Source organism: Selenomonas sp. FC4001 (assembly GCF_000701565.1).
Taxonomy (GTDB): Bacteria; Bacillota; Negativicutes; order Selenomonadales; family Selenomonadaceae; genus Selenomonas_A; species Selenomonas_A ruminantium_B.
In genome coordinates this window covers 37,967-61,800 of the sequence record NZ_JNJF01000006.1, presented here as the reverse complement: position 1 = coordinate 61,800, position 23,834 = coordinate 37,967, and the positions used below count along the sequence as shown (strand labels likewise).

Here is a 23,834-nt window from a genome sequence, read left to right as displayed (position 1 = left end):
AACCATCATTCCTTATGTTTCCATTCTACCGCACTTAATAGGCATAAATTAACTTTCCTATTACCACATTCTGTGTATACAAGCGCTTATCCTATTTTTGATTGTAATTTGCACTACTAAAGATAATACCACTTGCATTTGTATATCGCAATACTTATTCTATAAATAAAACGCAAACAAAAAAGGTAGCATTCTCATTTCAAAATGAAAATGCTACCTCTTTGATATTCCCTTATCCATAATTCCCTTTCCCGCCATCTCCTCACAGCGAGTCTAGCATCTTAATCCCTTCATCAGCCTTTGGCATCAAGCCGTCGTACTGGCTGAAACCGTATTCCCCAGCAGATGCTGCTGTTCCAGTACGCTCGTGCCATCCAGTTTGGCTTCGGAAATCACACGGTTTCCTTCCACCTTCAGAATGACCAGCGAACCATCCGCCAGCAGTTTGGTCAGGGTCACTGCCCCCACACCACTTTCCACTTCGGAATCCGCTGCAGCCTCGCTCGATGTCAGCTTAGCCAGAATCTGGCCGAAAGTTCCCGCCGCCGAATGCAGATTGTAATCGGTTCTGGCTTTGGCTTCCTGCTGCCAGTAATTGAGGCTGCTGGTTGACGCAATCGTATTAATACTCATGCGTATCCTCCTTTCCACAAACGTCAGAAAAAAATCCTGCATCTATACTATCGTATAAATGCAGGATTAATTAATAGCTAATCACAAATTTTAATGAAAATTTAATTTGTTGTGCACGAAGAAAAATTCTTATTCAAACTCAATGGTTGCAGGCGGCTTGCCCGTACAGTCGTACATGACGCGGTTGACGCCCTTGACTTCGTTGACGATACGCGTGGTAACCGTCTGCAGAACTTCCCAGGGAAGCTGTGCGCTTTCCGCCGTCATAAAGTCAGAAGTCATAACCGCCCGCAGGGCAATGGCGTAATCATAGGTACGACCGTCACCCATAACGCCAACGGAGCGCATATTGGTAAGCGCGGCAAAATACTGGCCCAGATTCTTGTCAGCACCGGCTTTAGCCACTTCCTCACGGTAGATGGCATCCGCTTCCTGCACGATTTTGACCTTTTCTTCCGTAACCTCGCCGATGATGCGGATGCCCAGGCCCGGCCCCGGGAACGGCTGACGGCTCACGAGATATTCGGGAATGCCCAGTTCACGGCCGGCGTTGCGCACTTCGTCCTTAAAGAGCAGGCGCAGCGGCTCCACGATTTCCTTGAAGTCCACAAAGTCCGGCAGGCCGCCCACGTTGTGATGGGATTTAATCACCGCGGATTTGCCCAGACCGCTTTCGATAACATCCGGATAAATCGTGCCCTGCACGAGGAAGTCCACCGCACCAATCTTCTTGGCTTCTTCCTCGAACACACGGATAAATTCCTCACCGATAATCTTGCGCTTGGCTTCCGGCTCCGTTACGCCTTTGAGCTTAGCATAGAAACGGTCCTTAGCATTTACGCGGATAAAGTTCACATCATAGGGGCCGTTTTCACCAAACACTGCCTCTACCTGGTCACCTTCATCCTTGCGCAAGAGGCCATGGTCAACGAACACACAGGTCAACTGCTTGCCGATGGCCTTGGACATGAGGACAGCTGCCACAGACGAATCCACACCGCCGGACAGAGCGCAGAGCGCCTTGCCACCACCGATTTTTGCCTTGAGTTCTGCAATGGTCTTTTCCACGAAGGAATCCATCTTCCAGTCACCGGCACAGCCGCAGACATTGTAGACGAAGTTCTTGAGCATGGTCTGGCCCTGCACCGTATGCATAACTTCCGGATGGAACTGCACGGCGTAGAGGTTTTCCGCCGCATTTTCCATGGCGGCTACCGGACAAACAGGAGTATCTGCCGTAACCTTGAAAGAAGCCGGGGCACTGGCGATATAATCCGTATGGCTCATCCAGCAGATGGTCTTGGCATCCACACCCGCAAAGAGCTTAGAAGCCTGCTCTTGGATGGTGACTTCCGTCTTGCCGTATTCGCTGGTAGGTGCCGTATCCACCTTGCCGCCCAGCTTATGGGCCATCAGCTGGGAACCATAGCAGATGCCCAGCACCGGAATGCCCAGCTTAAAGAGTTCTTCGCTGCAAGTAGCCGAATCTTCCTTATACACGCTATTGGGGCCGCCAGTGAGGATAATGCCCTTGGGTGCCATTTCCCGAATCGCATCCAAAGACAAGGTATGCGGATGTACTTCGCAGTACACATGGTTTTCCCGCACCCGCCGGGCAATCAGCTGATTGTACTGCCCGCCGAAATCCAACACCAAAATCATTTCATTTGCCGGCTTGCTCAAAATATCTTCCTCCTGTTTTCTATATGTCCATAAAGCTTTTTAACGATTATATCATAAGGACACACGAATTAAAAGCGGTCAGCATATTTTCAACAAAGAACTAAAAAAAATTGTTTTATTCCTGTATACAGCTGAATATCTGCCTATATTCCCCTCTTTCTCCTTAATCCTCCCATTTTCTTCGCTTGCCTGGACGTTGGGAACTTGCTATAATAGCACCGTTGTGACATAGGGATGTTTCCTTAATCGGTAATATTTTTATTCTCACAGCGAGCGTACTGATTTTATATAGAGCTTTTATCCTAACCGGGTGAAGCATTCCCAACTTTTACCTGCCATTCCCCATGGCAGGATTTTTTTATATAAAACTCAAAAAGGAAAAGCCGCAGGCACGATAACCTGCGGCTTTTATCATATAATTCCTTTACCTGTAAAGCTTCCCCACTTTATTTCACAAAGAAAGGCATGTGTGTCATCACTTCCCCAAGTGACAATTGCTATTATACGATTGAATATTACCAAGGACAATACCACCAAAGTATATAATATGAGTCATTCTACTACTTTGGTGGTAGTCCCAATCAAAATAGCGAAACGTGCTTAGCAACGTTCATACTTTTTACACATGGCTTTCAGTTCTGCCGGTTCGAGTTCCAGCAAATAATCCGGCTTCAGACACCACTTCCAGTTGAGTCCTACGGTGCCTGGCGTATTCATGCGGCCGCGCTCGTCAAGTCCGAGCAAATCCTGCATGGGCGCAATGGCCAGTCTGGCCTCGCTCGCATAGGCAAATTTCAGCAGCCCTTTGGCAATCTCCTTGGGTCTGTCCATCGGCTTGTTCAGCAGGGCGGCCACCGCAGCTCGGGTGGCTTCATCAATGTCCTGCTTGTACCAGCCCACGGTAGTATTGTTGTCGTGAGTGCCGGTATAGACAATGCTGTTTTCCGGAGCCACAAAGCCCAACCGCCCCTGTTCGTTGAAGTGCAGGGTAAAGTGCAGGACTTTCATGCCCGGGAAGCCACATTCCTCCCGCAGGGCTTCCACCTCGTCGGTGATGATGCCCAAATCCTCCGCCACGATTTCAAGTCCCGGAACTTCCTTGCGGATGATGTCAAAGAATGCCTTGCCGGGGCCCTTACGCCAATGGCCGTTAATGGCCGTTTCCGCTTTGCCATCCACTTCCCAATAGGACTCGAAGCCCCGGAAATGGTCGATACGCACGATATCCACGAGCCGATGCAGATTTTCAAAGCGCTTCTTCCACCAGGCATAATTTTCCTTCTCCATGGCCTTCCAGTCGTACTGAGGATTGCCCCAAAGCTGACCATTCGCACTGAAGTAATCGGGAGGAACGCCCGCCACGGTCTTGGCCGTGCCATCTTCGTTCAAGTCAAAGAGTTTCTGGTTGGCCCAGACATCCGCACTGTCATGGGAAATGAAGATAGGCATATCTCCCATGATTTTAATGCCCTTGCTGGCTGCATATTCGTGAAGCTTGCTCCATTGTTTATGGAAGATAAACTGCACGAACTTGGCATAGCCCACATTCTCCTCCAGCCGCTCAGCCAGTTTCGCCAAGGCTTTTTTATCGCGGCTCTTGATGGGTTCCGGCCATTCATACCAAGCCTTATACTTAAAGTCCTTCTTGGCCGCATCAAAGAGAGCATAATCATCCAGCCAGCTGGCAGCTTCCTCGGTAAAGGCCTGGAACTGACCTTTTATCTCCACATCTTTGCTCTTCTGGAAAGCCAGCCATGCCTTCTTGAAGCATTTTTGCTTGAAGGAGATAACCCGCTCAAAGTCGATAAAGGAGGATTTGCTGGCATAAGGCATCTTTACTTCGGCCGGTGTCAGCCAGCCCTGCTCTAACAGTTCATCCACATCAATGAGCAGCGGATTTCCCGCAAAGGCCGAGGGTGACTGATAGGGTGAGTACCCAAAGCCCACCGGCCCCAGGGGCAGAATCTGCCAAACTTTCTGTCCGGCTTCTGACAAAAAGTCTACAAACTTATAGGCTTCTTTGCCCATATCCCCAATGCCGTACTTAGATGGCAGGCAGGTGGGATGCAGCAGGATGCCTGCACCCCGCTCGTATTTCCGGGGCAGTGGCTCATATTCGAGCAGTCTTGCCGTCAGCGGCGGCATTTTCACCGTCAGCTTACCCCGCACGGAAACAAGTTTTTCGACCTTCACACCTTCCACCGCCACCATATCCGCAAACTGCCCATCGGCAAAGTCGCTGATATCCAGCGTGACGGTATGGGATTCACTGCGGCTGCGGTTAAAGACGGCGATAAAGGCGCCACTGTCCGCATCAGCACCGAATACATCATGACCGCTGCGCACCACCCGGGCAAAGGCCAGAACATCTCCTTCTGCCGTCAGGGACAACAATTCACCGGTCTGTAAGGCATCGTGTTCATTGCGGGCCTTGATGATGGTGCGGTAGTATTCCCGCAGTTCCTCATCGCCGCCCTGCCATTTGTAAGGCCGACGGTTCGTGGGGTCCTTGAACCCCTCCATGCCGATTTCATCCCCATAATAGATGCATGGGACACCGGGATAAGCCATCTGGAACAGCGCCGCCATCTTGAGACGGGCCTTGCCCACCTTGTACATTTCCGGCGTGAGTTTTGCCCGGCATTGTTCAACGGCCGGCATGCCGTCGTAATAGGGCGTTTCCCCTAAGAGGGTAATAGCTCGCTGCACATCATGGCTGCCAATCAGATTCATCATGGCGTAGAAATTTTCCCGCGGATAATTTTCCCGCAGACTGTTCAGCTGCAGCATGGTATTATGAGCTGTCACATATCCGAGCAGATAATCCAGCAAAATCTTGCGGAAGGGATAATTCATGGCCGAATCCATTTCCTGACCGCAAAGATATTTTCGGGGCGTTCCATAGGCGATTTTATTGGAAGCATCCTCCCAAACCTCGCCTATCATCACGGCATCCTTATCCGACTTTTTGAGCTCTGCATAGAATCCCTGCGAGAAGGGTTCCGGCAATTCATCGATAACATCCAGACGCCAGCCCGCAATACCTTCCTTCAGCCAATGGTGGAGCACGCTGTCCGGTTTCCGGTAAATGAAATCCATATAGGACGGGTTGGTTTCCGTTACATTGGGCAAAGTGTCAAAGTTCCACCAGCAATCGTACTCATAGGGGAAATTGCGGAAATTATACCATTCATAATAGGGCGATTTTTCTGACTGAAAAGCACCTACACCTTCATACTTCCCCTTGCGGTTGAAGTACCGGCTGTTGCTGCCTGTATGGCTGAACACACCATCGAGAATGATGCGGATGCCCTTCTTTTTCGCCACTTCCACCAAATCCCGGAACTCCTCATTCGTGCCCAAGATGGGGTCAATTTTATGGTAATCCCCGGTATCATAATGATGATTGCTCTCGGATTCAAACACCGGATTAAGGTAAATAACGCTGATGCCCAATTCCTTCAGATAGTCGAGCTTGGCCATAATGCCGGCGATATTGCCGCCATAGAAGTCGTAAGATACGATTTCCTTGGTGTCCGGATCCTTGTAGTAGCAAGGGTCATCTGTCCAGCTGGCATGGTAAACAGCACCTTCTTTTTCGATGAGCTTATCTCCCTGACGATAAAACCGGTCGGGGAAAATCTGGTACATCACCGCATGCTTGAACCAGTCCGGAGTCTTTGCGCCCTTGTTGTAGACGGTAATCTGATAGGATGGCGGCACATTGGGATAAACACCACCGCTGCCCCCCAGATGCTCCATATTGTTGCCATAATAACAAGTACCATCACTGCAGGAAATAATGAAATAATACCAGAGCAGACAGCCCTTTGCCGGCATCTCCACTTCCAGAGAATAATAGCGGACCTCTGCCTCCTGAGGGTCTTTGGTGGTCAATGGCAAAAGTTTCTCCCCTTGTTGGTCCTGCCAAAGGCGCAGCAATACCTGATTAATCTGCTGCTTTGACTTAATCTGCAGCCCCAGTCTCACCTTGCTCCCTGCCTCAGCAGCCCCTATCGGACTGCGATAGTACACGTTATGGGAGTTATGTTCAACTTCATTGCGTACAAGCAACCTAACCCCTCCTTTTTTTGCGGTTAAGGGCGGCAAATGCTTGCCGCCCCGTACAACCTAATCCTTATTTATTTGCCAGCTGCTCATAGAGCTTCTTATATTCCTTAGCCGAATTATCCCAGCTGAAGTCCGTTGCCATAGCGTTGTGAACGATATGGTTCCATTCTTCGTAGTTTTCATAGGAACTCAGGGCACGCTTCAGCGCATACATCATCTCATGTGCGTTGTAGTCGCTGAAGACGAAGCCATTACCCGTCTGGGTGTACTTATCATACTGCTGCACCGTATCCTTGAGGCCGCCCGTCTCACGTACTACAGGAATCGTACCGTAGCGCATTGCTACAATCTGGCCGATACCGCAGGGTTCGTAATTGGAAGGCATCAGGAAGATATCCGCACCGGCATAGATGCGCTGTGCCAGTTCATTGGAGAACTTGATGTTGCCGGACACCTTGTGCGGGAAGCGCCATGCCAGACCCTTGAACCAGTCTTCATATTCCTTGTCGCCAGTACCCAGCACGATGAACTGGATATCCTCGTGCATGAGGATTTCATCCATCATGCGCACGATGAGGTCAAGGCCCTTGGCGGCTACCAAACGGGAAACCAGAGCGACAACCGGCGTACGGCGGCCTTCCGGCAGACCCAGCATCTTCTGCAGGGCAACCTTGTTGTCCATCTTGCGGTCCTGACTGTCCACATCGTAGGTTTCAAAGAGGTTCTTATCCGTCATCGGATTGTACACATCATAGTCGATGCCGTTGACGATGCCAAAGAGGTCATCCCGGCGGCTGCGCAGCAGGCCGTCCAGATGCTCACCGAAGTATTCATACTGAATTTCCTGTGCGTAGGTCTTGCTGACGGTGGATACATAGTCGGCGTAAATGATACCGCCCTTCATGAAGTTCACCGCATCGTAGAATTCCAAATCGCCGTTGTTGAAATACTTCCAGTCAAGTCCAAGTACATCCTCCATGACATTCTTGGGGAACACACCCTGATATTTGAGATTGTGAATCGTATACAGCGTCTTGATTTTCTGATAGCGTTCATCATCCATGTGCTCCAGCTTCAGGAACACATTCACGAGACCTGCATGCCAGTCATTGCTGTGAATGACATCGGGCCAGAAGTCCATAGCCGGCAGGAGGTTGAGTACCGCACGGCTGAAGAAGGAGAAACGCTCGGCATCATCGTCATAACCATAGAAGCCTTCTCGATTATAGTACTCCTGATTATCTACGAAATAATAGGTTACGTTGTTGTAAACCAGCTTGTCCAGACCGACATACTTGCTGCGCCAGGCAACTTCGAGTTCGCCGTCATAAACATGTTCCATCTGGTCTACAAATTCCTTGGCAATCGCACCATACTTCGGCATGATTACCCGGATATCCACGTCTTCTTTCAAAAGTGCTTTGGGCAAAGACCCGGCCACGTCAGCCAAGCCACCCGTCTTGACAAAAGGTACAGCTTCCGATGCTACATAAAGAACTTTCATTTCGGATTTCCTCCCTAACCTTTAAGCGTATGTTTCTAAGCATTAACCGCGGCTTCCTCCAGCGGAGTTTTGACCGCCCTCTTGCGAGTCGCAGTTTTGGATGCTGCCTTGGCCTTGGTAGTTGCCTTGGCCTTCGGCGCCTTGACTGCTGTGGTTTTCTTACTTGCCTTTTTCGTCGTTGTTTTCGCTGCCGTCTTTTTGGCAGTCCCTTTTTTCACCTTGGCTGCAACTTCTGTGGAATCTTTTTCCCCAGCAACTGCAAAGCCTCTGGCCTCCACCTGTTCATTCACCTCGGGAAAGGAGGCATTCGAGCCGTCCTGCCGCTTGAGGCGCAGATAAATGGTGGAAAGTGGCGGGATGGTCAGCTTAATGGACTGCTCCCGGTTGTGCCAGGGTACATCCTGGCTCTGGATTTCCCCTGCATTCTTCACGCCGCTGCCACCGAAGTCTTCCCCATCGGAGTTAAAGACCTCGATATAGCTGCCCTTGGCCGGTACGCCAATGCGGTAATCCTGATGGACTTCCGGCGTAAAGTTGCTGATGCAGATAACAAAGTCATTGCTGTCCTCCGCCTTGCGGATAAAGGAGACAATGCTGTTGTTATTGTCGTTGGGGTCAATCCACTGGAAGCCATTCCAATCAAAATCAACCTGCCAAAATGCACGGGTATCTACATAGAATTTATTGAGCGCCCTGGAATAGGCCTGCATCTTTCTATGCATATCAAATTCCTGTACCAGATGCCAGTCCAGACTGTCATCGAAGTTCCACTCGGCAAACTGAGCGAACTCACCGCCCATAAAGAGGAGCTTCTTGCCGGGATGGGCCATCCAGTACCCGAAGAATCCTCGCAAGCCTGCAAATTTCTGCCAGTAATCACCGGGCATCTTACTGATGAGAGAACATTTGCCATGTACGACCTCATCATGGGACAGGGGCAGGACAAAGTTCTCGGAGAAGGCATACATGAAGGAGAAGGTCACCTTGTCATGATTCCATTTACGATAAATGGAATCCAGGCTCACATACTTCAGCATGTCATTCATCCAGCCCATGTTCCACTTGTAGTTAAAGCCCATACCGCCCATATAGACGGGTCTGGAAATCAGTGGCCAGGATGTGGATTCCTCGGCAATCATCAGGGCCTGCGGATGGAATTTGAAGATGGCTTCATTGAGCTTGCGCAGGAAATCCATGGCTTCCAGATTCCCTGTATCGCCGTACTTGTTGGGCACCCATTCCCCGTCCTTGCGGCCATAGTCCAGATAGAGCATATTGGCTACTGCGTCAATGCGCAGGCCGTCAATATGGAATTCCTCAAACCAGAACATCGCGTTGGATATGAGGAAGCTCTGCACCTCTGTGCGGCCGTAGTCGAAGTTGGTGGTTCCCCACTCCCAGTTCTCCGCCCGCTGCTCATTGTCAGACTCGTAGAGGTTCTGGCCATCAAAGTGGCGCAGCCCCTGCTCGTCCTTGCAGAAGTGTCCCGGCACCCAATCCATGATGATGCCGATGCCATTCTGATGGGCGCGGTCCACGAGATAACGGAAGTCATCCGGAGTGCCATAGCGGCTGGTCACGGCATAATAGCCGGTAGCCTGATATCCCCAGGAACCATCAAAGGGATGCTCACAAAGGGGCATGAACTCAATATGGGTGTAGTTCATGTCTTTGACGTAATCAATGAGCTGGTCAGCAGCCTCCCGGTAGGAGAGATATTCCCCATCTTCCCCCCTGCGCCAGGAGCCTAAATGCACCTCATAAGTCAGCATGGGACGGTCGTAAGACGCTTCCCGGTTCTTCTGAACCTTCCAGGCATCATCGCCCCACTTGTAGTGGTTCATATCAAAGGTGCGGGAAGCCGTATCCGGCTTCTTTTCCGCATAGAACCCATATGGGTCGGCCTTCATGATATGCGGGCCTCCCCACTGTGGTTCAATGGCGTACTTATAAAGTTCGCCTTCCTTCATTTTTTCCACAAAGGCCACCCAGATTTCCCCATCGCCAATCTTGTGCATGGGTGTTACCCGGGTATCCCAGTTGTTGAAGTCCCCCACTACACTGACGGACTTGGCATGGGGTGCCCAAACTGCAAAGCGGATGCCTTTCTTGCTGCCCTGCTTTGCAAAATGCGCCCCCAGCATTTCATACGCATGATAGTTTGTGCCCTGATGGAACAAGTACAGGTCAAACTCGCTTAAATCCGAAGTCTTCAAATATTAATCCCCCTTAGCCCCTGAAACTTACGAAATTCTCACGGGTTTAACGTGCCAGATTTCGTTGGCATATTCGTCAATGGTTCTATCCGAGGAGAACTGACCGGAGTTGGCGATATTCATTGCCGAAGAAGTCAGCCAGCCCAGCTTGTTCTTATAGCGGCGCATGATTTCTTCATGACCCCAGGCGTAAGAGCTCAGGTCCTTCAAAATGAAGAATTCATCATTGCCGTGAATCAGGTAGTCATAGAGGGAACGGAAATCGCCATAGGTGCCATCAATGAGCTGGTTCATCACGAAGCGCACCATTTCATTGCTGTTGTATTCGTCCCAGGCAGAATAGGAACCCGTCATGTAATAGGACAGTACCTCCTCTGCCCGCAAACCGAAGATGACGCAGTGGTCATCGCCGCCATGGTCGCCACCGACTGCCTCGCGGATTTCGACGTTGGCGCCGTCCATGGTTCCCAGGGTAATGGCACCATTCATCATAAACTTCATGTTGCCAGTACCGGAAGCTTCCTTGGAAGCCGTGGAAATCTGTTCGCTGACATCAGCAGCAGGATAGACGATTTCACCAATGGATACACCGAAATTTTCGATAAAGACAATCTTCATCTTATCCTTGATGGATCTGTCGTTGTTGACCTTTTCCGCCACTGCATTGATCAGGCGGATGGTTTCCTTGGCGATATAGTAGCCCGGCGCAGCCTTACCACCGAAGATATAGGTGGTCGGAATCATATCATAGCCCTTATCATTTTTCAGCAGGTCGTACTGATACATGATATGGAGGATATTCATCAGCTGACGCTTGTAGGAATGAATTCGCTTCACCTGGATATCAAAGATACTGTCCGGATTAACCTTGATGAGGTTATGTTCCAGAATATATTTGGCCAAATGTTCCTTGCGCAGATGCTTGATTTTCCCCAGTTCTGCCAGGAAGGGCTTATCGTTTACATAATCGTTGAGCAAATCCAGCTGTTCCGGATAGCGGTGCCAGCGGCGGCTGCCCAAGGTATCATCAATAAGGCCGGCCAGTTCCGGATTGGCTCCCATCAGCCAGCGGCGATGCGTGATGCCGTTGGTCTTGTTATTGAACATCTTGGGATTGTATTCATAGAAGTCATGCAGCGTCGAAGCCTTCAGGATGTCGGAGTGAATCTTGGCTACACCGTTTACACTGTGACCGCCCACGATAGCCAGTCGGGCCATGTGCACCATGCCGTTTTCCAGAATGGACAGGGCCTGTACCTTGGCATCGTTGCCCGGATAGCGTTCCCGTACATCTTCGAGATGGCGGCGGTTGATTTCCTCGATAATCATGTAGACACGCGGCAGCAGTTCCTTGAACATATCCACCGGCCAGGTTTCGAGAGCTTCCGGCATGATGGTATGGTTGGTGTAAGCGATGGTGTTCTTGGTAATAGCCCAGGCCTCGCTCCACTCCAAACCGTATTCATCAATCAGGATGCGCATAAGTTCTGCCACAGCCACTGCCGGATGGGTATCGTTGATATGAATAGCAATTTTCTGGCTGAGGTCATGAATCTTCATGCCCGTCTTGACATAATGACGTACAATACTCTGCACGCCAGCAGAAGTCATGAAGTATTCCTGAATCAGGCGCATCTTACGGCCTTCCCAGGTACTGTCATCCGGGTAGAGATAACGCGTAATACTCTCAACAAAGTTACGGTAATCGTTTTTCTGGCGAATCTGTTCCTGCGTGAGATAACCGTAATCGGAGAAATCGCGGTTAACTTCCGCATTCCAAAGGCGCAGGTTGTTTACCGTACTGTTATGATAGCCAACAACCGGAACATCATACGGTACAGCCATAACCACCATGGGGTCTTCATGCACGAGTTTCAGGCTGCCATCCGGCATTTCCTTCATATAGGCATTGCCGTAGAACTTGACATCGATGGCCTTATCCGGCTTGCGATACTCCCAGGCAAAACCGTTCTTGAGCCAGTTATCGGGAATCTCAACCTGGTTGCCATTGATGATTTTCTGCTCGAAAAGACCATACTGATAGCGGATGCTGCAGCCGTGTCCCGGCAGATGATGAGCAGCCATGGAATCGATAAAGCAGGCAGCAAGTCTGCCCAAACCGCCGTTGCCCAGACCTGCATCCGGTTCTTCTTCGTAGATCTTATCCAAATCCAGCTTGAAGTCGCCTAATACGTCGCGAATAGCTTCTTCCAGCCCCAAATTAATCAGGTTGGATTTCAGCAGACGGCCCATGAGGAACTCAATGGAGAAATAGTAAATCTGTTTCTCTTCACGTTCCATATAAGCCTTGTTCGTCTTAATCCAGTTTTCAGAAATATACTGTTTAGCCGTAGCGGCTACCGTCTGATAGATTTCATTTTCCGTCAGTTCATCCAACTCACGGCCCCACATGATATGGGCGGTAGCAATAAAACGGGTCTTTAGTTTTTCTTTGAGCTTCTTAAACTCCGCATCGTTAACTTTTTTCTTTTCTTTTGCCAAAAAAAACACTCCCTTTTTTCAGCTTCAACACAACACAAGAAGAGACCGTCATAACTTGGCTTATGCCCGTTATAGGCAGATTGCCTCGTTACAACGGCCTCTCTAATATCAGATTACGACGTTCTTCGTGATAATCAGCGGGTAATTATTAGCACCTTTGAGCCATTTCTCCTTCGAGATAACCACGTTTTTGTCGCAGATGACATTTTCCACCAAGGAATCATCCTGTATATCACATTTTTGCATGATAATGGAATTCTTGATTTTTACGCCCTTGCCTACGGTGACACCTCGGAACAAAATGCTGTTTTCCACTTCGCCGCGAATGACGCAGCCATTAGCAATCAGCGAATTTTTTACCTTTGCTGTCTCCTTATATTGAACTGGGACCTCATCCTTGCCCTTGGTGTAGATGGAATTGTTGCCCATAAAGAGCTCTTCCCAAACCTCCGGCTGTAAAAGATCCATATTCGCTTTGTAATACGCAGCAGTCGAATCTACATGGGCTACGTAGCCATCGTGCTCGCAGGCATAGATGTTATACTCGTTTGCCCGGCGGATGATGCCATCCATCAGGAGATCCTGACCACCATGCTCGTAGGTATAACGCACCAATTCAACAAAAATGCGTTTCTCGATGAGATAAACATTCATCGCTACCTTGGAGTCATCATAAATGGCTGGTTTCTCAGCCAAATCCGTTACCAGTCCGTTTTCTGCTGTTTCCAGAACCACATTGCGGCCCGGCTGCTCTTCCTTTGCCGTGTAGTACACCATCGTGATATCCGCCGAGGTGTTCTGATGGAAGCGCAGCATCTGGGAAAAGTCTACATTATAGACGAAGCTGCCGCTGGTTAAGAGCACATATTTCTGACTGCTGTGTTCGAAGAAATCCAGATTGTGATAAAAATTCTTCAAATCGCCCTTGCGGATACTGTCTTCTTCACTTGGGGACGGCAGGTAGAACAGGCCGTCATGACGGCGGGCCAAATCCCAATCCTTACCGGAACGAAGATGGTCAAGCACAGAACGCGGCTTATCGGGAAGCATAACGCCCACATTCAGAATTCCGGAATTCACCATGCTGGACAACGTAAAGTCAATCAGCCGGTAACGCCCGGCAAACGGCATGGATTCCACTGCTCGCTTATCCGTAAGTTCACGAATTAATTTATTATCTTCTTGAAGATTGATAATCCCCATTACATCTTTCAATTTCTTCCACTCCTTGCTGTATCTAGGCTGTATCGATAGGGAAATGCTCAGCCGGCCTGCTTGCCGCTAGCTTCTGCCATGACGGTTTCACCTTCAGCGACTACCGTAATAGCACCCAGCTCACCGGTTACCTTGGCACCAGCTGCCACTTCGCAGTTCTGGGCCAGGATAGCGTAATCCACCACAGCGCCATCACGGATAACCGTAGAAGGCATGATGACGGAATTGGTTACCTTTACGCCCTTGCCGATGCGCACGCCCGGGAAGATAACGGAATTTTCCACTTCACCGAGAACCATGGAGCCTTCGCTGATCATAGAGTTCTTTACCTTGGCATCCGGGCCGATGTAATGCGGCGGCATGGATGCATTGGAGGAGTAGATTTTCTTCTCGCCCTTGAGGTCGAAGGGAGGTTCATCCTGCAGCAAATCCATGTTGGCCTGCCAGAGGCTTTCGATGGTGCCCACATCCTTCCAATAGCCTTCGAAGGCGTAAGAGTACAGGCGCGCATTGTCCTTCAGCATCTTCGGAATGATGTTCTTGCCGAAGTCATGGCTGCTGGTTTCGTCCTTGGCATCTTCTTCCAGATACTTCTTGAGGAAGTTCTTATTGAATACATAAATACCCATGGAAGCCAGATTGCTCTTGGGTTTAGCCGGCTTTTCTTCGAATTCTTCGATGCGGCCCGTCTTGTCCGTGTTCATGATACCAAAGCGCGGAGCTTCTTCCCAAGGCACTTCAATAACGCCGATGGTAGCCTCAGCCTTGTTCATCTTATGAGCTTCCAGCATCCAAGAATAATCCATCGTGTAGATGTGGTCGCCAGACAGAATGAGAACATACTCAGGATCTGCTAAATCGATGAAATTGAGATTCTGGTAAATGGCATCTGCCGTTCCCTGATACCAGTCAGCACCTTTTTCACGAGCATACGGCGGCAAAATAAAGATACCGCCATCCTTCTGGTCCAAATCCCAGGCACTGCCGGAAGCTAAGTAATTGTGCAGTTCCAGCGGACGATACTGGGTAAGAACACCAACCTTGTCAATACCGGAATTCGCGCAGTTACTGAGCGGGAAGTCAATAATGCGGTACTTTCCCCCAAACGGTACAGCCGGTTTTGCAATTTTTTTGGTTAGCGCGCCGAGGCGGCTGCCCTGACCACCGGCCAAGATCATGGCCAAGCATTCTGTCTTTCTCATAAAAAATCCCCCTTGGATATCATAGTAAACAATAATCTCCCCTTATTCGACTAAAGTTTACCTTTTATATATATTTTAACAGATATTCATCTGTTAGTATACAGTTTTTCCTGCTTTTTATCTATTTTTTACAGCAGAATTGAAATTGTTACATTTGTCATGCTATTATGACGCATATCATGGTAGAGACAGAACGCAACTACAGGTGATTGTATTCCACTAACAATCAATCTCATATTATTTAATATTCGCCCTGCGGCACCAATCTCCTGCTGCCATTGCAAAAAAATGTAAATAATTTTTTATAATTATTTTTGGCAAATGTGCGAAAATTTGCATTAATAAACGCAAATTCACAAAAATGTCCAAAACAGTGTCCCCACGAACATAGCAATACTGAAACCTGTCAGTGCATTGCTTACGGCCCGACCGTTTTTCCCCAAACAAAGTCTGGCTAAAGGACGCAATTCAAATGTTAGGAAAGACACACACATAAACATGACATGAGCGCTGTCTCCAACAAACCATTCATAAACCAGTATAAACGCCACCACAGCTATGGCCAGCATTTCCTTCGGTTGGTATACAGGAGTCTTTTGCGGATGCAATGCTTCATCATACTCCGCCCGACTCACTGGCACGCCATATTCATCTGTCTGCTTTTCCTCATCAACAAACCAGCGGTAACGCATCTTCCTCGCTCCTTAATAGTATTTGCGGGTCATGGTCACCAGCCGGGGCAGTCTGTCATAAAGCAGCTGTCCAGGGCAGGCAGTGGAATTATAATCCCGATGCCCCACGATATGCTGGCGGTCTGGAGCAATGCCATAGTAACGACAGAGGGCTGCCAAAAGTTTTGCCGCCGACTGCATCTGTGCCGGCTCCGGTTCGTTATTGTCGAATTCGCCCACAATGTTTACGCCAATCGTATGCCAGTTTTCTCCATAGCAGTGAGCCCCGAGCATATCCATAGGACGCCCCCGCTCGATGGTGCCATCCTTGCGGATGACGAAGTGATAGCCAATGCCGGCCCAGCCGTTATTCTTGTGCCAGCGGTCAATCTCCGCTGCGGATACATCCCGATTGGTATTACCCACATGATGAATGACGATAGCATCCGTGGTTTCCCGGTTCTGCAAAGAAGAGAATTCAAAATTCGTTTCCTGAATGGGAATTCCCAGCAGCGAATCACGTCCCTCAGCGTTCACTGCACCCCCATCAGCGTTCCAGGCTGCTTCCGCTGCCTTTGCTTTCCACAGTTGAGGCAGCAGTACCGCACCAGTACTCAGCAGTATCAAGTTTTTCAAGAAGTCTCTGCGTTTCATGCCAACCATTCCAATCTTACCAAACGACGGGTTATATTATAATATCTGTTTCTGAAAAAATTATGATAAATATTAAGAATACATTAGGGAATTTAGTCCCTGTCACTCACGCAAAGAAAAAGCACATCATTACTGATGTGCTCAAGACTTCATATTGGTGGCGGCAAAGAGATTTGAACTCCTGACACTGCGGGTATGAACCGCATGCTCTAGCCAACTGAGCTATGCCGCCAAAGTGGTGGGCAGGGATGGATTCGAACCATCGTAATCCGAAGATGACAGATTTACAGTCTGTTGCCTTTAACCACTCGGCCACCTACCCATTAACGCAACAAGCGTTAAGAACAAGATATATTATATCTATATTCTCAACGCTTGTCAATAATTATTTTTACATATAATTATTTTTTCTGCATCCAAACCGGAATATCAATGAAGTCTGCAGCCGGAGATACCGTCTGCTGTGCATCGCCATCAGCGGCAGGTGCACCCTGACTCAGATTAAGGTTCGGCATTACCGGCTGAGCAGCGGAAGGAGCTGCCTGCGGCTGTACACCGATGGTTTCCGGTGCATCAAAGCCCGTAGCGATAACGGTCACGCGAACTTTGTCACCCATGGTATTGTCAATGGACGCACCCCAGATGATGTTAGCCTGACTGTCAGCAGCATCATGGATGGCTTCGGAAGCCTCCTGAATTTCGTACATGCTGAGGTTTTCTTCGGCACCGGTGACGTTGAGGAGGATACCGCGCGCACCATCGATGCTCGTCTCCAGCAACGGAGAAGCAATAGCTGCCTTAGCAGCCTCAATGGCAGCACCTTCACCGGAAGCCTCGCCGATACCCATGAGGGCAGAACCGGCGTTACTCATAACGCTCTGCACATCAGCAAAGTCCAGATTTACCAGACCCGGCAGGGCAATCAAATCGGAGATACCTTTAACGCCCTGACGCAGAACATCATCCGCAATCTGGAAAGCCTGCGTAATCGGCGTCTTTTTATCCACGACCTGCATCAGGCGGTCGTTCGGAATCGTGATGATGGTATCCACATGCTGCTTGAGGTTCGCAATACCAGATTCTGCATTGCGTTCACGCTTCTTGCCTTCGAAGCCGAAGGGCTTGGTCACAACGCCAACCGTCAGCGCGCCGATTTCCCGTGCACATTCTGCGACTACCGGTGCAGCACCAGTACCAGTACCGCCACCCATGCCAGCGGTAACGAAAACCATATCAGCCCCGCGCAAAGCTTCCAAAATATCGTCGCGGCTTTCCTCGGCCGCTTTCTGCCCGATTTCCGGACGAGCACCTGCACCTAATCCCCGGGTGAGCTTCTCGCCAATCTGCATGCGCTTCGGAGCCAAAGACTTCAACAGCGCCTGAGCGTCGGTATTTACTGCGATAAACTCGACCCCCTGCAGTCCGAAGTTTATCATGCGGTTAACAGCATTGCTGCCGCCGCCGCCTACACCAATTACTTTAATCTTGGCCAACTGGTCGAGGCCATTATCATCCAATTCAAACACAGCGTTAACCCCCATGACGTTCGTATTCTATATCCCGTGCAAACAGTAAACTGTCCACCGGGATTTCTAGTCCACACAAATATACTCCTTAATTCTACCATTTATTGGCTTATAATGCTATAACTTTCCCGAAAAAAATTAACAAAAATCATAAATCCCCATTTATGCACGAAAAAAGGAGCCAAACGGCTCCATTTTATATCACTATGATGGCGAATTCACTGCGCTTTTTCATTGACCTTCACATCCGGGTCAACCAGCTTATCTTTCAGCCGGATAAAAGGCGCGGTATAACTGAAATCCACATACTCAATCTGATGGCGGGCATGGGGCAAATTCAGCAGGAAATCCCGGGTGAGTTTTGCCTTCTCATCCCAGCGTTCGAAATTCCCCAATCGTATCTGCACGGCTTGATTGGTATAAGCCATAATGGCGTCAGGATTGGTCACATTGACTTCGGACAGATGATTCAGGGCTTCCTCATCCAACTGGGACAGGAATTCCAACACCTTGGCCACCCGCTTGTCCTTGTTATCGTCCCCAATGTACATATCATGCATCTTGGTGCCGGTAATCAGCGGGATGGGCATCTTTCGCAGTTTTTTATAACTGCCAATGACCTTTCCCTGCCTGTCCAAATCCAGATAACCATACTCGCAGGCCACGGTTGCCACAGGCATCCGCTCCTTGACCTCAATCTCCAAAGTATCTGGCACGCGCCGCCGCACTACAGCGCTTTCAATGCGCAAATCCTTCATGAGATTTTGGGTAACTTCACTGGTCTGCAACTGAAACAGCGGTTCGCCCTTATGCAGCCGCCCACTGGTCAGGATATCCTCCTCATTCAGATAAGTATTCCCCGTAAGCACCACCCGCTGCAGAGTGAAAAGAGGCGAATAGACAATAATGGACATAATGCCGCCGCAGATGATGAGAAAGGCCAGCCCCTTTAGCAGGCGCCGGGGACTGCGGCGAAGCTTTTTCGGCGGCGGAAACTGGTTACCCAATTCCTGTTCTTCTGCCTCGGCTATTTCTTTTTCGTCCATTGTTTTGCCTCCTTTCATATCTGCCAGCAAACTTCAGCCGCCGCATTGCGCGAAGGCTTTTTTAGAAACCTGCCATTTCCAAAATACGCTCACACAGTTCCGGGAATTCAATGCCCATCGCCCGGCCAGCATCCGGTACCAGAGAGGTTTCCGTCATGCCCGGTACGGAATTCACTTCGATGACATAGGGCGTTTCATCCTCGCTGTACATCATATCCACGCGGGCTACGCCCTTGCAGCCACAGGCCGTGTAGGTCTTAATTGCCAGTTCCTGCATTTCACGGGTCTTTTCTTCGCTGACCGGCGCCGGAATGATATGCGCAGAAGCACCTTTCGTGTACTTGCTGTTGTAGTCATAACGGCCGGAAGTCGTCGTGATTTCGATAATCGGGAAGGCTTCCTTCTTATCTTCATCGCCCCAGACAGCAACGGTCATTTCGCGGCCCTTGATGAATTCTTCCACCAGGATTTCGTCATTGAAGGAGAAGGCTTCCTTGATGGCCGGTGCCAGTTCTTCCTCTTTTTCCACGATGTACACACCGATACTGGAGCCCTGTGAAGCAGCCTTAACCACTACGGGCAGGCCGAACTCGGCCAGGATTTCGCCAGCCAGGTCACGCTTCTGCTCAAAGCTGTTATAGGTATGGCATTTCGGTGTGGAAATCCCCTCACTGATAAAGACTCGCTTGGAAGCAGCCTTGTCCATGGTGATAGCCGCCGCCAGCACCCCAGAGCCCGTGTAGGGAATGCCGAGCATATCGAGCGTTCCCTGCAAGAGGCCGTCTTCACCGAACTTGCCATGCAGAGCATTGAACACCATCTTGGCGCCGGCTTTCTGAATGTCCATAGCAAAGGTCTGGGGATTGAGTTCCATGCCTTCGGCATTATAGCCTTTTTCCTTGAGAGCATCCAAAATGGCCTTGCCAGTACGACGGGAAACTTCGGCTTCGGTGGAAGTACCACCCATAACTACTACTATTTTATCCTGCTTCATTGTATCTTAATCCTGCTTTCCAATCTTACTTATTCAAGAGTTCCACTAATTCTTCGCCAGTCTTGTAGATATCCCCGGCGCCCATGGTGATGATTAAGTCGCCGTCCTGGGACTCGCTTTCCAAATACCCGGCCAGTTTTTCCCGCTGCGGAATGTAAATGACATCCTGACCGGACTGCTTGCGCACTTCATTGAGAATCGTCTCGCCGTTAATGCCCTCAATCGGCGCTTCACCGGCACTGTAGATATCCGTGAGAATCAGCCGGTCTGCAGAGACAAACGCCTTGCCAAATTCCTCATGCAAGAGCTGCGTGCGGGAATAACGGTGCGGCTGGAATACGCATACCAAACGCTGCGGATTCAGCTCCTTGGCCGCCTTGAGCGTCGCGGCAATTTCCGTCGGATGATGAGCATAATCGTCAACCACCCAGACGCCTTTCGCCCTGCCCTTGGTCTGGAAACGGCGCTTGGCTCCATGGAAGGCAGAAAGACCTGCCACCAGCTTCTCAAACTCCACGCCTATGGTAAGTCCCGTCACAATGCAGGCCAATGCGTTGAGCACATTATGACGGCCCGGAATGTTCAGAGAAACATGGCCCAGCAGTTCCTCACCATGCACCACATCAAAGGCAATGCCCTTGCCATTGGTCTTGATGTTTTTCGCCATGTAATCAGCTTCATGGTCAATGGCATAGGTATAGAACTTGCGGTCAACGACCTTGGCGATATTGCGCAGGTTCTCGTTGTCGAAACACAGTACAGCCCAGCCCGTTTCCTTGTCCACATTCTGAATGAACTGCGTGAAGGCCTTGATGATGTTCTCCATCGTACCGTAATGATCCATATGGTCATCTTCCACATTGGTGACCACAGCGATATGCGGATGAAGTTTCAGGAAAGAGCCATCGCTTTCATCGGCTTCGGAGGTCAGGTACTCGCTCTCGCCCAGAATGGCATTGGTGCCGAGGTCCGGCATTTCGCCGCCCACAACAACTGTCGGCGATACACCAGCCTTGGTCAGCGCCACGCCGAGCATGGAGGTCGTCGTGGTCTTGCCATGGGCACCGGCTACCGCAATACCCTTGTACTCATTGACGAGCGCCGCATTGATATCGGAGCGGTGTAACTTGCGGATGCCGAGGTCACGGGCCGCGAGCACTTCCGGGTTGTCAAAGGGAATGGCCGTGGATACCACAATGGCGTCGGCCCCCTTGACGTTTTCGCCCTTTTGGCCGTCCAACGTGATTTTTGCCCCCAATTTTTGGAGGTTCTGAATCACTTCCGAATCAGCTCGGTCGGAACCGGTGACTTCATAACCCAACTCCACCATAATCTTGGCCAGCGGGCTCATGCCGGCACCGCCAATGCCTACAAAATGAATTTTTTCAATATCCTTTAGCTCTTTCAGCCGTTTCATTTAGTCTTTCTCCCCTGTGTCATATCGATAACCATTTGCGCAATATCTTCTGCCGCCTGCGGCTTGCCCAAGGATTTGCTGGCCGCTGCCATGGAGGCAAGTTTCGCATCATCAGCCAGCAGTTCCTGCAGGGTGCTTTGCAGGATGTCGCTCTTAAGCTCGCGGTTCAGGATTACTTTTGCCGCCCCGGCCGCTTCCAAGGCCCGGGCATTGTGTTCCTGATGATTCTCGGCCGCATAGGGATAGGGAATCAAAATCGCCGGAATCCCCCGTGCGGTGAGTTCTGCCAGGCCTGTCGCGCCTGCCCGGTAAACCACCAAGTCTGCCATAGCCATGGCCTGCGGCATATTGTAAAGGTAAGGCTCCACCTTGATATTCGGTATTTCGGCTAAGTTTACACCTTTTTCAGCCAAATGCCCGATAATATCTTCATAGTCCAGCTTGCCCGTCACATGCAGATACTGCACTTCACGCTGTTTGGCCGCTTCGACGAGAACATCCACCATGGCATTGTTGATGCTGCGGGCCCCACGGCTGCCGCCGGAAATCAGCACCGTCTTTTTGGCCGGGTCAAAACCAAAGGCCTTAGCCCCTTCCTCCCGCGTTGCCGTAAGCACCGCCTTGCGGATAGGATTGCCGGTGCAGACAACCTTGCCTGCGGGAAAATGTTTCTCCGCTTCCGGCGTGCCCGCCGCAATGCGCGTGACGAACTTGGCGAGGATTTTATTGGTAATCCCCGGCACTACATTCTGTTCCTGAATCAATGTCGGAATCCCGAGCATGCTGGCCGCCATAAGTACCGGGCCGCAAACATAGCCGCCCGTACCGATAACCGCATCGGGCTTGAACTTCCGCACTACGTTCATAGCTTTAGCCACGCCCACAGCCGCCAGTCCTGCCCGCACAAAATTAGCAGGTGACAGGCTGCGCTTAAATCCCTGAATATCCACTGTAGCAAAAGGAATATTTTCCTTCGGGATAATATCGGCTTCCAGTCCTTTATGCGTACCGACATACAGGAAGCTGGTATCCGGATATTTTTCCTCAATGGTGCGCATAATGGTCAGCGCGGGATAAATATGCCCGCCGGTACCGCCACCGGAAATAATTATCTTCATCTTCATCCCTCTTACAACTTATTTACTAAATCCTTGAAGTTACGACCGCGTTCCGCCATGCCGTTGTACATATCGAAGCTGGCGCAGGCAGGCGACAGCAGTACCACCTGCGGTGCTTTGGCTAAGAAATGCGCAATTTTGACCGCTTCTTCCATGGAAAAACCGGCGCGATGAATATGCTCAGCAGGGTAACCGTTCTTTAAGGCCTCCTGTTCAAAACGGTCAGCGGCAGCGCCAATGAGCACCATATCCGTAACGCGCTCTTTGACACGGCTCAAGAAATCCGTCAAATCCGTCATCTTGTCATCGCCGCCCGCCAGCAGCACAATGCCATTATCAAAGGTTTCCAACGCCTTGATGGCCGAATCCGTATTGGTGGCTTTGGAGTCGTTGTAATACTCGACACCATCCAGCGTGCGAACGTATTCAATGCGATGCTCTACGCCGCGGAAGGATTTGAGCACCGGCACCATTTCTTCTGCCGTGCAGCCAGCCAGGAAGGCCGTCATGGCTGCAGCCAGCGCATTTTCCACATTATGGGCGCCCTTGATGCCCAATTCGCCGATGGTGCAGAGCGGATAATCTTCCCCATTCCAGGCAATGGTCAGCATATCTCCTTCAAGGTACGCACCTTCATGGAGATGCACCTGACGGCTGAAGAATACCACATGGGCGCTGGCGCGGTTTGCCATATCCTTTACGCGCTCGTCATCATAGTTGAGCACGAGGAAATCCTTGCCCTTCTGCTGGGCAAACATACGCTCCTTCATACGCTGGTATTCCTCGATGGAACCATGGCGCACAATATGGTCGGGGGTCACATTGAGGACCGTGGCCACATGGGGATGGAATTCCTCGGTGACTTCCATCTGGTAACTGGAAATCTCGGCGGCAATATAACCGTCCGCAGGAATTTCCAAAGCCACCTCCGACAAAGGCACGCCGATATTGCCGCCCACGCCGACCTTGTCATAGTGGCTTTCAAGCAGCAGACCGAGCAATGTAACCGTGGTAGTCTTGCCATTGGTACCGGTTACAGCGCAGATAGGCGCCTTCTTGAGCCGGTACGCCAGTTCCACTTCGCTGGCCACCCGGATTTTCCGTTTGTAGGCCTCCTGAATCAATGGAATACGGGCCGGTACCGCGGGGGAGACAATCACGAGGCTCACCCCGTCCAAGAGTTCTTCCGCCTGCGGGCCGAACACGCAGCTTACGCCCATGTCCCGCAGCTCTTCAAAATCATCATCCAAATCCGCTTCGTTCTTAGCATCACTCAGTGTAACCTGCGCGCCTAAACGGCGGGTGATTTTTGCTGCTGCAAAACCGCTGATGCCAGCGCCGATAATCAGTACCTTTTTGCCCGTTAAGTCCATGGTAAATCC

At 50.3% G+C, this 23,834-nt stretch carries 16 protein-coding genes and 2 tRNA genes; all 18 read right to left on the bottom strand.

The window, feature by feature from the left end; all coding sequences use genetic code 11:
- Positions 1-306: 306 nt before the first annotated feature.
- The 18 genes from T320_RS03090 to murD all read right to left on the bottom strand — a co-directional run bounded on the left by T320_RS03090 (position 307) and on the right by murD (position 23,825).
- Positions 307-633: a hypothetical protein gene (locus T320_RS03090; RefSeq protein WP_026759994.1), complete on the bottom strand. Its 327-nt coding sequence runs from the start codon at positions 631-633 to the stop codon at positions 307-309.
- Positions 634-762: 129 nt separating this feature from the next.
- Positions 763-2,295: a glutamine-hydrolyzing GMP synthase gene (guaA, locus tag T320_RS03085; RefSeq protein WP_081824763.1), complete on the bottom strand. Its 1,533-nt coding sequence runs from the start codon at positions 2,293-2,295 to the stop codon at positions 763-765.
- Positions 2,296-2,916: 621 nt separating this feature from the next.
- Positions 2,917-6,390 carry a 4-alpha-glucanotransferase gene (malQ, locus tag T320_RS03080; protein WP_037353014.1) on the bottom strand — a complete coding sequence of 1,158 codons (3,474 nt, stop codon included), beginning with the start codon at positions 6,388-6,390 and terminating at the stop codon, positions 2,917-2,919.
- 64 nt (positions 6,391-6,454) lie between these two features.
- Complete coding sequence (glgA, locus tag T320_RS03075) at positions 6,455-7,891, bottom strand: glycogen synthase GlgA (protein ID WP_026759991.1); 1,437 nt, start codon at positions 7,889-7,891, stop codon at positions 6,455-6,457.
- A gap of 35 nt (positions 7,892-7,926) precedes the next feature.
- Positions 7,927-10,107, bottom strand: coding sequence for a 1,4-alpha-glucan branching protein GlgB (glgB, locus tag T320_RS03070; RefSeq protein WP_037353013.1), 2,181 nt, complete (start codon positions 10,105-10,107; stop codon positions 7,927-7,929).
- Positions 10,108-10,134: 27 nt separating this feature from the next.
- Positions 10,135-12,609, bottom strand: coding sequence for a glycogen/starch/alpha-glucan phosphorylase (locus tag T320_RS03065; RefSeq protein WP_037353012.1), 2,475 nt, complete (start codon positions 12,607-12,609; stop codon positions 10,135-10,137).
- Positions 12,610-12,717: 108 nt separating this feature from the next.
- Positions 12,718-13,824, bottom strand: coding sequence for a glucose-1-phosphate adenylyltransferase subunit GlgD (glgD, locus tag T320_RS03060; protein WP_156032722.1), 1,107 nt, complete (start codon positions 13,822-13,824; stop codon positions 12,718-12,720).
- A gap of 47 nt (positions 13,825-13,871) precedes the next feature.
- Positions 13,872-15,026, bottom strand: coding sequence for a glucose-1-phosphate adenylyltransferase (locus T320_RS03055; protein WP_026759988.1), 1,155 nt, complete (start codon positions 15,024-15,026; stop codon positions 13,872-13,874).
- Positions 15,027-15,379: 353 nt separating this feature from the next.
- Positions 15,380-15,718 (bottom strand): hypothetical protein, encoded by a 339-nt coding sequence (locus T320_RS03050; protein WP_026759987.1) that lies wholly within the window; start codon positions 15,716-15,718, stop codon positions 15,380-15,382.
- 12 nt (positions 15,719-15,730) lie between these two features.
- A complete protein-coding gene (locus tag T320_RS03045) occupies positions 15,731-16,333 on the bottom strand; it encodes a peptidoglycan recognition protein family protein (RefSeq protein ID WP_231465838.1) in 603 nt (200 codons plus the stop codon).
- Positions 16,334-16,506: 173 nt separating this feature from the next.
- A tRNA-Met gene (locus T320_RS03040) sits at positions 16,507-16,583 on the bottom strand.
- Positions 16,584-16,587: 4 nt separating this feature from the next.
- A tRNA-Tyr gene (locus tag T320_RS03035) sits at positions 16,588-16,673 on the bottom strand.
- A 79-nt stretch (positions 16,674-16,752) separates the two neighbouring features.
- Positions 16,753-17,877 (bottom strand): cell division protein FtsZ, encoded by a 1,125-nt coding sequence (gene ftsZ / locus T320_RS03030; RefSeq protein ID WP_026759986.1) that lies wholly within the window; start codon positions 17,875-17,877, stop codon positions 16,753-16,755.
- A gap of 218 nt (positions 17,878-18,095) precedes the next feature.
- Positions 18,096-18,923, bottom strand: coding sequence for a cell division protein FtsQ/DivIB (locus T320_RS03025; RefSeq protein ID WP_026759985.1), 828 nt, complete (start codon positions 18,921-18,923; stop codon positions 18,096-18,098).
- A 61-nt stretch (positions 18,924-18,984) separates the two neighbouring features.
- Positions 18,985-19,917 (bottom strand): D-alanine--D-alanine ligase family protein, encoded by a 933-nt coding sequence (locus T320_RS03020; RefSeq protein ID WP_037353010.1) that lies wholly within the window; start codon positions 19,915-19,917, stop codon positions 18,985-18,987.
- A 25-nt stretch (positions 19,918-19,942) separates the two neighbouring features.
- Positions 19,943-21,334: a UDP-N-acetylmuramate--L-alanine ligase gene (murC, locus tag T320_RS03015; protein ID WP_026759983.1), complete on the bottom strand. Its 1,392-nt coding sequence runs from the start codon at positions 21,332-21,334 to the stop codon at positions 19,943-19,945.
- Positions 21,331-22,452 (bottom strand): undecaprenyldiphospho-muramoylpentapeptide beta-N-acetylglucosaminyltransferase, encoded by a 1,122-nt coding sequence (murG, locus tag T320_RS03010; RefSeq protein ID WP_037353009.1) that lies wholly within the window; start codon positions 22,450-22,452, stop codon positions 21,331-21,333. Before murG ends, murC begins: the two co-directional genes overlap by 4 nt.
- Positions 22,453-22,463: 11 nt before the next feature.
- Positions 22,464-23,825, bottom strand: a complete 1,362-nt coding sequence (gene murD / locus T320_RS03005) for a UDP-N-acetylmuramoyl-L-alanine--D-glutamate ligase (protein ID WP_037353008.1) — start codon at positions 23,823-23,825, stop codon at positions 22,464-22,466.
- Positions 23,826-23,834 lie beyond the last annotated feature (9 nt).